Origin of the sequence: Pseudoduganella sp. RAF53_2, assembly GCF_052113985.1 — a bacterium.
Lineage (GTDB): Bacteria > Pseudomonadota > Gammaproteobacteria > Burkholderiales > Burkholderiaceae_D > Rugamonas.
Genome location: NZ_JBFRDW010000005.1, coordinates 16,293 through 29,300 on the forward strand (window position 1 = coordinate 16,293; position 13,008 = coordinate 29,300).

Consider the following 13,008-nt stretch of genomic DNA (forward strand, 5'->3'; position numbering starts at 1 on the left):
TGATGATGAACAGACAGCGCGGATTTACATTGGTTGAACTGATCATCGTCATGGTGATCGTCGGCGCACTCGCTGGCATTCTGATGGTGTTCTTCAAGCCTGCAATGCAAAACTATTTGTCCGCCGGTCAGCGTGCCGCGATGACGGACCTTGCGGATGGCGCCATGCGGCGAATGGTCCGCGATATTCGCGTTTCGGTGCCCAATTCCGTGCGCGAGATTAGTTCTCGGTGCATTGAAATGATTCCTACATCGAGCGGTGGCCGTGTCCGCATGGCTCCGGACACCGTGTGGGATACCGCCAGTCCCGGCAACCCCAGCATGGCACTGGACACGAACCTACCCACCAATGGCTTCGACGTAATGACTCCCATCATGACCCAGCCGACCGTTGGCGACTGGGTGGTGATCGGTAACCAGGCGACTGAAGATGTGTACGCGGGAATCACCCGTTATCGCATCGCTGGAGTGCAAACTGCGCCTGCTGCCAACGTCGGCACGTTGCGACTGACGTTTTCGTCCTCGCCGCCGGCCCAGTTCCCAGTTGGTTACGATGGGGGGCGGTATGTCGTAGTGCCTCAGGCGCAGCAAGCCGTCTCATTTGTCTGCTTAAACGCAGGCATCGATGCAAGCGGCACTGGCACCGGCACACTGTTCCGCGTCGCGAATTATGGATTCAATTCTCCGGGGACCTGCCCGGCCGCTGGCAGCGCCCCAATTCTAGCAACGCATGTTCAGACCTGCAATTTCAACTATAACCCGTCGGCTGGCGTGACCGCGCAAAACGGCTATGTCGAAATCACACTGCAATTGACCGACCATGGGGAATCCGTCTCCCTTTACTACGGCGCCCACGTGGATAACGTGCCATGACAAAAACTCCGCACCGCCAAGGAGGCTTCGCGTATATCGCCGCAATCGTTGTCTGTGTCGTGCTGGCAGCGCTGGCAACAGCCGCTGTTAGGCTTGGCACGACGCAGCAGACCACGCTCAATCAGGACTATCTCTCGGCACGTGCATGGCAGGCCGCCAGGGCCGGTACCGAATGGGGAGCGTATCAGGCCATACAAACCGCGGCGCCCAATAACTGTCAGGCTTTATCGACGCTGACAGCACTGAACGGGTTCACAGTCAATATACAGTGCCAGGTTCGGACGTTTAACGAAGGAGAGTCTGCGCCCGGTGTGGCGCGGACTGTCAACGTTTATCAAATCACGGCCACCGCCTGTAACGCCGCGGCTTGCCCCAGCAATCAAGTCACTTCGCCGGATTACACGGAGCGCAGCCGCGTCATCTCCGTTTGCACCCTTAGCCAGGGTGTACCCTGTTAATTCAGGCTTGGCCTAATTCGGTCTAAACAGCGCGCAGCGCGTCTAACAGCGTCCAGAATCCGAGGGTGCAAGTCTAAAAGAGTCCGCAAACTCGGGGCTGAAATCTAATTCGGTCGCGAATTTGGCAGCAGAAGTCTAAACGGAACTATCTTTCATTACCGCGATCCAATCTTTAGACTCATTTCGAAGGATTGGATCATGGACAACATTGCCACGCGCCCCGTTCACCTGCCGGCAGCCGATCTCCTGGATCTGGAATTCCATCTAATGGAGACAAGGCCAGACCTTACCCTTGAAGCATTTCTCACAGAGCTGCTGAAACGCTGGTTGAAGCTTGACAAGGAACGAACCGAGCTACGCCTTATGGTCAGCCCATTCGCGGTTTTCAATGGAAAAATGTCTTTCTTCCTGAAGGCACGAACCTTCGCACAAGCTATCGCGACACCGTTGAATTTGCGAAAGTAGTTGGCGACCACATCCTGTCTGCGGACGGGCATCCGTTGACGCCATCGGTGTTCGCAAACCAGCACGCGACGGGACGAAATGCATGGCGCTTTATCTGGCTTCGCTTTCCTGGCGAAGAGCATTGGACGCGGGCGGCCGATTGCAGAAGAAACTCTTCCAGTCTATAAGTTGCGACTGAGAACGAAAAGAGGGACCGGTTTAGACTTTCGTCCCCCTCAAAAGCGACCAATTTAGATTGGCGGCCTCGATTTTTAGACTGTTTGAGGCGCAGGGGCCCGGATTTCAGTCTCTTTTAGACTGATTCTTCGCTATCTAGAGTAATTTAGACTGGGCTCTGAAATAGATACTACACCCACCAATAAAAAAGCCAGCCTCGCAAGGCTGGCTTTCATGCGACGTCTACTCGATCAGCATTGATCGCCAGTCGGCAATGCCGAGTAGGTTGGAATGCCGCCAGAAGCAGCTTGCGTGTAGGTAAACAAGCATGTAGCCGCTTTCGACGTAGGCACATTTGCAGGCTTGATCGTCAACACACCACCGGTCCCTGCTCGCGAGTAATCCGTCGAGTTCAAGCCTGCAGCATCCGCCGTACTGGTATCGCCGGAAGGGTATCCGTTCGTAATATTCACAGTGATACCTTCGGCATCGATCGTGGGGGGATTAGTCCCAGCTGCCAGGAAGCGTCCGTGCGCCATCGCAGCCGTCGCTTGCAACGAACCTTTGGCGGCGTTGAGGCTGGCAACGCGGGCGTCACCGCCGAGGTTGGCGAAGCGTGGCAGTGCCGTGGCGGCGAGGATGCCGAGGATCACCATTACGACGATCAGTTCGATCAGGGTAAAGCCGGCTTGCTTTTGAGGCACAGCGTACTTGCTCATGCTTTGATTCTCCATTTAACAAAGTGTGCGGCTTCAATCTAACTGCACCAAGGACACACCGCTTGTCCTCGCCTGCTGCCCATCGGGAATTGGATCGGATTTTACCTTGAAAATCAGGCGCTTTCTTTCCGTAGCTCCAAAAATTTTTCCCATATTTAACAAATAAACCAGACTTTGCGTCTGCCGGTCGAAATACCAGCGGCCAAGCTCGGCCTTGTCCAATCCACCGTCCACCTCGCCCCCATAGTTCGGCGGAGGCGCCCGCAGCAGCAGGATTGGATTCTGTCCGGCCAGCGCCGCGACCTCGTTTTCCCTGTGCTGCAGCAGCAATTCCCCAGTGCGTGCGGCCAGCGCCGTACGCAGGGCACCTATCATCCCGTCGACCGCCACCCGCTCAGCCGCCGCCTGGTAGTACACGATACGGCTGAGCAGAACCGTTATCAGAATGGCGACGACACTGGCGACAATAACAAATTCCAGCCTGCTCGCGCCACACTGCTTAAGCTGTTGCGGCGAGGCGACAGCACGTAAGCTCATCGGTGCAACGCCGCCTTCCCAAGATCCCAAATTGGAAGGAAGATGCCCAACGCGAGAATCAGCACCATCACACCGAGGAAGGTAATCAGGATCGGCTCGATCTGCGACGACAGCGTCTTCAGCTCATATTCCACTTCGCGCTCGTACATCTGCGCGATCTCTTCCATCAATTCGTCCAGCGAACCGGACTCCTCGCCGACAGCGATCATCTGCAGCACGATGGGCGTGAACACATTGGCGGCAGCGGCCGTGCGCAGGATCGATTCGCCGCGCTCCACGCCGTCGCGCATCTGCTCGACGCGGGCGGTCAGATAAGCGTTATCGACCGTCTGGCCAACCACAGTCAGCGCCTGCACAATCGGTACCCCGCTGCGGCTCGACAAGGCGAAACTGCGGGCGAAGCGCGCCATCGTCGCTTTGAGCACAATCTTGCCGGCGATTGGAATGCGTAGCTTGAACTTGTCCCAGCTATAGCGGCCGGCCGAGGTATTGACCCAGGCGCGGAAGCCGAACACCCCCATCAGCAGGACGCCGAGCAGCAGCGGCCAGTAATCCACCATGAAGCCGGAACTCGCCAGCAGCAGTCGCGTCATGAATGGCAGCTCTGCGCCGAAACTCTGAAACACTTTGGCGAAAGCCGGAATCACAAAAATATTCACGATGACGATGGCTGCGATCATCGCAATCACCACAAAGCTCGGGTAGCGCAGCGCTGATTTCACACGGTCGCGCATATCGCGGTCGAACTCCATGTGATCGAACAGGCGCAAAAAAACCTCTTCCAGCCGGCCCGTCATCTCGCCAACCCGCACCATCGACAAATAAAACGGCGTGAACACTTTCGGGTGCCGCCGCATCGCAGCCGACAACTCGCGGCCCGAGTCCAGCGACTCGCGCAGGTCCTTGATGACGCGGCCGAACGATTTGCTGATGGCCGACTCCTGCAAGCCCGCCAGGCCGCGCATGATCGGCACGCCCGATTTAAGCAGGGTGTACATCTGGCGGCTGAATAGCTGCACGTCCATCGGCGTGACCTTCTTCTCGGTCAGGCGCTCCCACAGCGAATCTTCGTTGCTTGGTGCGGCCTTGCGCGTGACCGTGATCTCGACTGGCGTAACGCCAGTGCTGAACAACTGGTCGGCGACGGCGCCGCTGTCGGCGGCTTCCAGCACGCCTTGCATCAATTCGCCGCGAGCGTTGCGGCCTTTGTAGGCGAAGAAGGGCAAATTAGTCCTCTAGCTGGTTACTGATGCGCATGGCTTCGGCAATCGTGGTACGTCCCTGAATTACCAGCTGCACCGCGTGGCGGCGCAAGGTCTGGCCGCCCATCTGCTGCTGGGCGGCTTTCAGGAAGACGCCAGGGTCGGGATTATTGGCCGCATCGACCACCGACTGTGTCATCTCCAGCAGCTCATACACGCCGGTTCGGCCGCGATAGCCCATGCCGTTGCAATGCGAGCAGCCCTTGCCGTGGAAGTAGCGCGCCATATCGACCTTGTCGTTCAACTCAAGACGCAGCCATTCGTGTTCGGATGGCGACGGCGTGTACGGCGTGGTGCAGCTTTCGCAAATCACGCGCACCAGACGCTGCGCCAGCACGGCCTGCAAGGAGCTGCCCACCATATAACGCGGCACACCCATGTCCATCAGGCGCAGCGGCGTGCTGGCGGCATCGTTGGTGTGCAGGGTCGAGAGCACAAGGTGGCCGGTCATGGCAGCACGCAGACCGATCGACGCGGTTTCCTGGTCGCGCATCTCGCCGACCAGCACAATATCCGGGTCCTGACGCAGCGCGGAACGCAGCACGCGCGCGAAGTCCAGCTCAATCTTTTCATTGACCTGCACCTGGTTGATGCCGGGCAGACGGTATTCGACCRGGTCTTCGACGGTGATCAGTTTTTTCTCGTCCGAATTCAGTTCGGACAAAGCGCAGTACAGCGTGGTGGTTTTGCCGGAGCCGGTCGGCCCGGTTACCAGCACCAGGCCATTGGGACGCGCAACGATGGCGCGGAATTTATCCAGCAGCGGCTTGGGCATGCCGATCGCGTCCAGCCGCAGCGTGGCGCCGCTCTGATTCAGCAGACGCATCACGATCGATTCGCCGTACTGCGTCGGCATGGTCGAAATACGCACATCGATGCGGGCATTTTTCACGCGCACGGCGAAGCGGCCATCCTGCGGCAAGCGTTTTTCCGAAATATCGAGATCGGACATCAGCTTCAAACGCAGCGCCAGTGCCGGCGCGATCTTGATATCGGCCTCGGTCTGGCGATGCAGCACGCCGTCGATGCGGAACCGGATCTGCAGCCGGTTTTCCTGCGGCTCGATGTGAATGTCGGAGGCGCGCACCTGGGCCGCATCATCAAACACCGATTGCAGCAGCTTGACGACGGGCGCTTCTTCCAGACCGGGACTGGCCGCGGCCAGCGCGCCAAAGTCGACGGAGGCATCGCCCATCTCCTGTTCCAGCTCGCGCGCCAGATCGCTGATGTCTTCCGTGCGGCGGTAGATGCGGTCGATCGCCGCCAGCACTTCCGTCTCGTTGACGACGGCCAGCTCGATATTCTGTTTGACCAGCTTGGCGATCTCGTCGTAGGCAAACAGGTCGGTCGGATCGGACAGGCCAATCAGCAGTGCATTGGGCCGTTCCTCCAGCACCAGCGCGCGGAACCGGCGCGCCTGGGTTTCCGGCAGCTTGCGCACCAGTTCCGAATTGACGTGATAGAACTTGAGATTGATGTAGGGGATGTTGAGCTGCCGCGCCAGCGCGCCGGAGATCTGCTCCTCGGTCACGTAGCCATGTTCGACAAACAGGCGGCCCAGCTTGCGGCCACTGCGTTTCTGTTCGGTCAGCGCCAGGCCAAGCTGTTCTTCGGACAGCAGTTTTTGCTGCACCAGAATCTCACCAAGCCTGACCTTTTCCGGTCTCGTCATACCGTTCGCCCTATCAAGAAGTCCGGGGCCATTGTAATGCCAACGGTGCGCGCGCGGCCAGTAAAAGTAGTTATTATCCGACAACAATGAGTCAGGCGCTTCGCTTCCACAACGTAAGTAAGCAGCACGCGCGCCGCAGCGTGCTGTCCGCGTTCGACCTCGACGTGCCGCCGGGCGCCCTGTTCGGACTGGTGGGCGTCAACGGCGCCGGCAAAACCACCGTGCTCAAATGCCTGCTCGACTTCTGCGCCCTCGATGGCGGAACGATCGAGATTTTCGGCGCCAGCCACTTGCAGCCCGCATCGCGCCAGCCTTTGGCCTTTCTGCCCGAACGCTTCATCCCGCCCGCACACCTGACGGGCGACGAATTTCTGCGTTACGTGGTCAAATTGCAAGGCCTGCCTTACGACCGCTCGGCGGCAGAACACATGCTGCAGGCCATGGACCTGGAGGAGTCAGCCTTGAACCGCACCGTGCGCCATTATTCCAAGGGGACGACGCAGAAGCTGGGCCTCGCCGCCACCTTCCTCATCCGCAAAGACCTGTACGTGCTGGACGAGCCGACCAGCGGCCTCGATCCCCGCGCCCGCGCGCGCCTGAAAGCGCACTTGCAGCTGCTGCGTAGCGAAGGCGCCACAGTTTTTCTGACCTCGCATGCGCTCGCCGACATCGACGAGCTGTGCGACCACATGGCCATCCTGCACGACGGCCGGCTCGCTTTCACCGGCTCACCTGCCGCGTGCAAGGCGCAATACAACGCCGAGTCGCTGGAAGCCGCCTTCCTCACTGCCGTCAACTAAACCGCCATGTACCAGACCCACTTCGGCCTGCGTGAAGCGCCTTTCAGCATCACGCCCAACCCGGCCTTTTTCTACAGCGGCAATACGCGCGGCGAAATGCTGGCCGCCCTACTCTACGCCGTCACGCATGGAGAAGGCATCGTCAAGGTGACGGGCGAAGTCGGCAGTGGCAAGACCATGTTGTGCCGCATGCTGGAGCAGCACCTGCCGGAGCACATCGATGTGCTTTACCTCGTCAATCCCAGCCTGGGGCCGCATGAAGTGCTGTATGCGATTGCCGCCGAACTGGGCCTGATCCCCGATGGCCGCCGCGCCGATGAAGTGCTGCGCATGCTGAATGCGGAGCTGATCGCGCGCCACAGCGACGGGCGCCAGGTGGTACTGCTGGTGGAAGAAGCTCAGGCCATGCCGCTCGATACGCTGGAAGAGGTGCGCCTGCTGACCAATCTGGAAACCGCGCGCCACAAGCTGCTGCAAATTGTGCTGTTCGGGCAGCCGGAACTGGACGAGCACCTGTCCCTGCCGCGCATGCGCCAGCTGCGCGAACGCATCACGCACAGCTTCGTGGTGCCGTGCATGCCGCGCGAGCAGATCCCGGAATTTCTCGGTTTCCGCCTGCGCGCTGCTGGCTATCTCGGGCCGGATATTTTCAGCCGCCACGCGGTGCGGCTGATCGCCAGCGGCTCGGAAGGCATCGTGCGCCGTATCAACGTACTGGCCGACAAGGCCATGCTGGCCGCATTCGTCGATGACGCGCGCCATGTCGACGCCATGCATGTGCGCCAGGCGATTCAGGAGGCCAGCTATTCGTGCGCGGGTCTTTGGCGCAATCGCAGTATGATCGTTTTCGAGAAAATTTTGACAACATATTTCAGTCGGTCAACTTTTAGGCGGYGATAACGATGAGAATACTCGCGGCTTCCCTGCTCTGCACTCTGCTCGCGGCCTGTGCGACGCCCAAGCTGCCGCAATCGCCATCCCACCTGAGCGAAGCGGCGCCTCCGGCGGGAGCGATTCCCGAACCGGTACAGCAGAACGCAGCCCTGCCGCCGCCTCGCGCGTCCGCAAGGCAGGAGACATACAGCGTGACCGTTCACCGCGTGCCGGTGCAGAACGTGCTGTTCGCCCTGGCGCGCGACGCGGGGCTCAACGTCGATATTCATCCCGCCGTGGAAGGCACGGTGACACTGAACGCGCTTGACCAGACTTTGCCGCAACTGCTCACGCGCATCGCGCGCCAGGTCGACATGCGCTACGAGCTCGATGGCAATACGCTGACCGTGCTGCCAGACCAGCCCTACTGGAAGAATTACAAGATCGATTACGTGAACATCGCGCGCAGCACCAACAGCAGCGTGAATATCGCGACCCAGATTTCGACCACCGGCAATTCCAGCGCATCCCAGTACAACCCGAATACCGGAAATACCGTCACCGCGTCCAATCCGCTCGACACTAGCGGCGGCAACAACAATTCCACGACCTCCGTAGCGAACCGCTCGGATAATAATTTCTGGTACAGCCTTGAGAAGAATATCCGCGATATGCTGCGGCCAACCAATCTCAATGACCAACTGACCGATCCGCTGGCGCAAATGCGCGACCAGGCGGCTGCCTTGCAGCGGCRGGCACTGATGTCCGCTGGCGGCGCCACGGGTGCGCCAGGCGGGTACGGCACGGCCGGCTTGCCCGGTGCGACGGGCAGCGCCTACCCCGGCGGCGCCGGGCCGCTATACGGCAGCGGCCAGGCGGCAGATCCGAATTATCCCGGCGGTGCGAACGTGCAAGGATATGGCGGCGCGGGCTATCCCGGCAACCAGGCCACGTCCGCGCAAAACCGCAACGCGCCGCGCATGGCGCAGTCGGTCATCGCCAATCCCGAAAGCGGCCTGATTGCCGTGCGCGCGACCAGCCGCCAGCACGAGAAGGTGCAGGAGTTTCTGGACATCGTCCTGTCCACCGCCAAGCGCCAGGTGCTGATTGAGGCAACCATCATCGAGGTCAAACTGAGCGACCAGTACCAGCAAGGCATCAACTGGTCGCGCATCAATGGCAACTCCACGGTCAGTCAGGGCGAGGTCGGCACCACGCCCCTGCCCTCCGGCATTGCCCCCGGATCGTCGGCCGGCGTGTTCGTATTTAATTATCTGAACCCGACCACACGCTTCGGCAATATCTCGGCCACGATCCAGCTGCTGGAATCCTTCGGCAAAGTGAAGGTGCTGTCCAGCCCGAAGATCAGCGTGCTGAATAATCAGACCGCGCTGCTCAAGGTGGTCGACAACAATATCTTCTTCACGATCAAAGTCACGCCTGCTGTGCTGACCACCACGGGTACGATCGCCACGCCGGCGACCTACGAGTCCAAACTGGAAACCGTGCCGGTCGGCTTCGTGATGAGCGTGACACCGCAGATTTCGGAAGATGATGAAGTTACGCTCAATGTGCGTCCCACTATCACCCGCGTGGTGGGCTTCGTGCAGGACCCGAATCCCGAGCTGTCGAAACAGAATGTGGTGAGCAAGGTGCCTGTAATTCAGGCGCGCGAACTGGAATCGGTGATGAAGGTACACAGCGGACAGATCGCCGTGATGGGCGGTTTGATGCAGGATTCGGTCGACAATTCCAAGGACGGCATTCCGCTGCTTAGCTCCCTTCCCGTGGTCGGCAATGTGTTCTCGTACCGGAACGAGACGGCAAGCAAGACTGAACTCGTGATCTTCATGCGCCCGGTGGTGGTGAAGGACGCGACCATGTCCGGCGACTATAAGGACTATCGCTATCTGCTGCCGGAGCAGCAGGCCAAGGCAGGTGGATTATGAGCCTGCTCATGCAAGCCTTGCGCAAGGCGGAGCGCGCCAAACACGGTTCGCAAATCTCGGCGCCACACGAAGAGAATGGTCTGCAGCTGGAGCCGCTGGAAACGGACGTCCAGAAGGCGGCGGCAAGCAGTGAGTCGGCTGTGGTGGGCGGTCCGGCATTTTCTCTGGAGCCGCTGGAGCCACCCACTTCCACGTCCGGCGCGGACGATGATGAGGATATTCCTGTCGTTGCCGCGACGGAGGCAATGCATGACCCCGTGCCGCCGCAGGCGCGGCCAGGCGCACGCCGCAACCCCGCCGCCGCAGCGCGCGCAGCGGCGGCAGCGCGGCTGGCGTCCGATATGCCCCATGGCCCCGGCCAGCCCGGCGGTCTGGGCGCCGATCCCGCGCCGCATGCCCGCAGCGCCGATGATGATGCGCATGGCGACGCGGCGTTTGCAGCCAGCATGCAAGGTGCCGACACAGCGCGCACTGCGCGCGACGGTTCCGGGGCATCGCGCCCTGCCCCGGCCAGCAACATCGCCAGCAGCGCCCCTGGCGCTTCTTCCTCCACAGCTCGCGGCGCACCAACGACGGCGGCGCGCGACGCGGGCGCTCCGCGCGCTTCTGGTCAGGGCGGCACGCGGGGAGACAGCGGTGCCGCGGCGATGTCCGGTCCCGGCGCCGCGCCTTGGAGCCGAACCGGGGCCGCAACACGTGCCAGCGCAAACGCGTCGCGCCAACGGCTCACCGTGCTGGCGGGCCTGCTGGTGGTGGTCCTGCTGGCCTTTGGATTCATGTACTGGAAAGCCGTCAGCAGCCCTGGCCCTGGCGCCTCGCTGCCGCCGGTGCCAATGCCCGCACCGGGCACCATCGCCGGTCCCGCGCAAAATGTCGCGCCGCCGGTGGCGGGCATACCGGGCGTGGACACGGCCCAGCCAGTCCCCGCTGGGACCATCCCCGGCGGCATCGCGGCGACCGGCGCGCAGGGGCCCGCTGCGGTACCAGCGGCCGGCTCGCCGCCTGGCAGTGTGGCGACAAGCGGTGCTGCTGGCGTTCCGGGGGCCGGTGTAGCCGCCACGACCGGAACCACCGGCACGACGGCCGCCGGCATCGGCGCGAATGGCGCATCAGCCGGAGCTGGAAACGCAGGGGCGACCGCGCATGGCGTCCCCGCGGTAGCACCGGCGGCACCGGGCGCCGGCACAGCCGCCGCGCGGGCCACAGTACCTGCGGGCGCGATCACGGTCGACACCGCCTCCCCACAGCGCGCAGGACACACGGCTGCCACCAGCCATGGCGCAGCTCCGGCCACGCGTCCGCAGCCGCATGTGATTGTCCCGACGGCGGAAGCGCTGGCCGCCATCCCCGATCCCGCCATGCGCGAAGAAGCGCGGCGCGATGCGGAGGAGCGCGCTGCAAGACTGGCGCGCGATACCGGGACCATGGTGCCCTCGCACGACACTGGCACCGCCGCGGCAGCCGCGCCAACCGCCGCCGCGGGCATCACAACTGCCGGCGGAAAAGCGGGGTCAGCCGCCGCGGTGGATAGCGCGCCCGCCTCCGCCGCACCAGTCGCATACGGCGACACCGGCGACGTGCGCATCGTGCGCAACAACCACACGCCGCAAGTCAGCCCCGCGCTGCAGAACGCCTATTCCGCCTTCAAGGCCAACGACATGGCCGCCGCGCGCCAGCAGTACGACGCCGCGCTGGCGCACGACGCAAACAACCGCGACGCCCTGCTGGGCAGCGCCGCCGTCGCGGTCCGCCAGGGCAACGGCCAGCTGGCGGCCGCCAACTACGTGCGCCTTCTCGAACTCGATCCGGGCGACCCGGAAGCGCTGGCCGGCCTGGTGGCACTGCGTCCCGGCGACATCGGCCAGGCCGAAAGCAGGTTGAAAGCCATCCTGCAGCGCGCCCCCGAATCCGGCCCCGTGCTGTTCACCCTGGGGAATCTGTATGCCCGCCAGGGACGCTGGCCGGAAGCGCAGCAAAGCTACTTCCGCGCCTACAGCGCCACGCCGGACAATCCCGATTACGCTTTCAACCTCGCCATCGGGCTGGATCGCCTGAACCAGGGCCGCCTGGCGAAAGACTACTACCAGCGCGCGCTGACCCTGGCCCAGACCACGCCAGCCGGTTTTGATCCCAACGCTGTGCGCAAGCGCCTGCTTGAACTGGGCGCGCCAGCGCCCTGACGCACACTACATGGCAGAACAGACCAAAATCCCGCTCGGCAAACTGCTGATCCAGAAAGGCGTCATCAGCGAGGACCAGCTCCGCATTGCATTGCTTGAGCAAAAGCGCAGCAGCGAACCGCTGGGCAAGCTGCTGATCACACTCGGCTTCGTCACCGAAGCGACGGCGCGCGAAGCCCTGAGCGAAAACCTGAACACGCAATCGGCCGACCTGAAATCGCTGGTGGTGGACGCCATCGCGCTCAAGCTGATTCCAAAGGATGTGGCCAAGCGCTACCGCGTCTTCCCCATCGTGTACGAACGCGCCACGGACCGGTTGATCCTTGCCATGTCCGACACCAGCAATATCGTCGCGCTGGACCAGATCAGCGCCATGCTGGTGAAGGGCATCGTCATCGTGCCGCTGCTGGTGAACGATTCCGACATCGCCCACGCCATCGACCACTACTACGGCTATGAGCTATCGATCGACGGCATCCTGCACGAAATCGAAACGGGCGAAGTGAATTACCAGAGCTTCGACGCGGCCTCCGATGAATACAGCCACCCCATGGTGCGCCTGATCGACGCCCTGCTGGCGGACGCGGTGCAGAACGGCGCATCGGACATCCACTTTGAGCCGGAGCACAGCTTCCTGCGCATCCGCTACCGCATCGACGGCATCCYGCGCCAGATCCGCAGCCTGCACAAATCCTACTGGCCAGCAATGGCTGTGCGCCTGAAGGTGATCAGCAATATGAACATCGCCGAAACGCGCGCCCCGCAGGACGGCCGCATCGCGATCAAGTTCTCCGGCCGCCAGATCGACTTCCGCGCCAGCGCCCAGCCCACGGCGCACGGCGAGAACTTCGTGCTGCGCGTGCTGGACCGGCAAAAAGGCATCGTGCCGCTCGACCAGCTTGGCCTGTCCGAGCACGACCTCGATGTACTGAAACTGATGATCGCCCGGCCCGACGGGCTGATTCTCGTCACCGGCCCCACCGGCAGCGGCAAGACCACCACGTTGTATTCGATTCTGAACCACATCAACACGGAAAGCGTCAATATCATGACGCTGGAAGACCC

General features: G+C 62.0%; 12 protein-coding genes. 8 read left to right on the forward strand and 4 right to left on the reverse strand.

Annotated elements, in window-relative coordinates; genetic code table 11:
• The first annotated feature begins 5 nt into the window (after positions 1–5).
• The 3 genes from AB4Z11_RS00750 (at position 6) to AB4Z11_RS00760 (ending at position 1,795) form a co-directional block, all read left to right on the forward strand.
• Entirely contained in the window at positions 6–872 is an 867-nt protein-coding gene (locus tag AB4Z11_RS00750; protein ID WP_442021947.1) for a prepilin-type N-terminal cleavage/methylation domain-containing protein, read from the forward strand.
• Positions 869–1,330 (forward strand): MSHA biogenesis protein MshP, encoded by a 462-nt coding sequence (locus AB4Z11_RS00755; protein ID WP_442021923.1) that lies wholly within the window; start codon positions 869–871, stop codon positions 1,328–1,330. The genes AB4Z11_RS00750 and AB4Z11_RS00755 overlap by 4 nt, the downstream gene beginning before the upstream one ends.
• Positions 1,331–1,528: 198 nt before the next feature.
• Positions 1,529–1,795: a hypothetical protein gene (locus AB4Z11_RS00760; protein ID WP_442021925.1), complete on the forward strand. Its 267-nt coding sequence runs from the start codon at positions 1,529–1,531 to the stop codon at positions 1,793–1,795.
• A gap of 407 nt (positions 1,796–2,202) precedes the next feature.
• On the opposite strand, the gene AB4Z11_RS00765 is transcribed toward AB4Z11_RS00760, so the two are convergent.
• From AB4Z11_RS00765 to AB4Z11_RS00780, 4 genes are read right to left on the reverse strand one after another with little or no spacing between them, the layout of a single operon-like run.
• Positions 2,203–2,670 carry a type II secretion system protein gene (locus AB4Z11_RS00765; protein WP_442021927.1) on the reverse strand — a complete coding sequence of 156 codons (468 nt, stop codon included), beginning with the start codon at positions 2,668–2,670 and terminating at the stop codon, positions 2,203–2,205.
• Positions 2,671–2,703: 33 nt separating this feature from the next.
• Entirely contained in the window at positions 2,704–3,207 is a 504-nt protein-coding gene (locus AB4Z11_RS00770; protein WP_442021929.1) for a hypothetical protein, read from the reverse strand.
• Positions 3,204–4,433 carry a type II secretion system F family protein gene (locus AB4Z11_RS00775; protein ID WP_442021931.1) on the reverse strand — a complete coding sequence of 410 codons (1,230 nt, stop codon included), beginning with the start codon at positions 4,431–4,433 and terminating at the stop codon, positions 3,204–3,206. The genes AB4Z11_RS00770 and AB4Z11_RS00775 overlap by 4 nt, the downstream gene beginning before the upstream one ends.
• Before the next feature lies 1 nt (position 4,434).
• Positions 4,435–6,141 (reverse strand): GspE/PulE family protein, encoded by a 1,707-nt coding sequence (locus AB4Z11_RS00780; protein ID WP_442021933.1) that lies wholly within the window; start codon positions 6,139–6,141, stop codon positions 4,435–4,437.
• An 86-nt stretch (positions 6,142–6,227) separates the two neighbouring features.
• Here AB4Z11_RS00780 and AB4Z11_RS00785 point away from each other — a divergent pair, with 86 nt between their 5' ends.
• The 5 genes from AB4Z11_RS00785 to AB4Z11_RS00805 all read left to right on the forward strand — a co-directional run.
• Complete coding sequence (locus AB4Z11_RS00785; RefSeq protein WP_442021935.1) at positions 6,228–6,941, forward strand: ABC transporter ATP-binding protein; 714 nt, start codon at positions 6,228–6,230, stop codon at positions 6,939–6,941.
• Between the two features lie 6 nt (positions 6,942–6,947).
• Positions 6,948–7,841, forward strand: a complete 894-nt coding sequence (locus tag AB4Z11_RS00790) for an ExeA family protein (RefSeq protein WP_442021937.1) — start codon at positions 6,948–6,950, stop codon at positions 7,839–7,841.
• Positions 7,842–7,843: 2 nt separating this feature from the next.
• Positions 7,844–9,763, forward strand: coding sequence for a pilus (MSHA type) biogenesis protein MshL (gene mshL / locus AB4Z11_RS00795; RefSeq protein WP_442021939.1), 1,920 nt, complete (start codon positions 7,844–7,846; stop codon positions 9,761–9,763).
• Positions 9,760–11,943 (forward strand): tetratricopeptide repeat protein, encoded by a 2,184-nt coding sequence (locus tag AB4Z11_RS00800; RefSeq protein ID WP_442021941.1) that lies wholly within the window; start codon positions 9,760–9,762, stop codon positions 11,941–11,943. Before mshL ends, AB4Z11_RS00800 begins: the two co-directional genes overlap by 4 nt.
• A 10-nt stretch (positions 11,944–11,953) precedes the next feature.
• On the forward strand, positions 11,954–13,008 hold a 1,055-nt coding region (locus AB4Z11_RS00805), incomplete at its 3' end, for a GspE/PulE family protein (protein ID WP_442021943.1).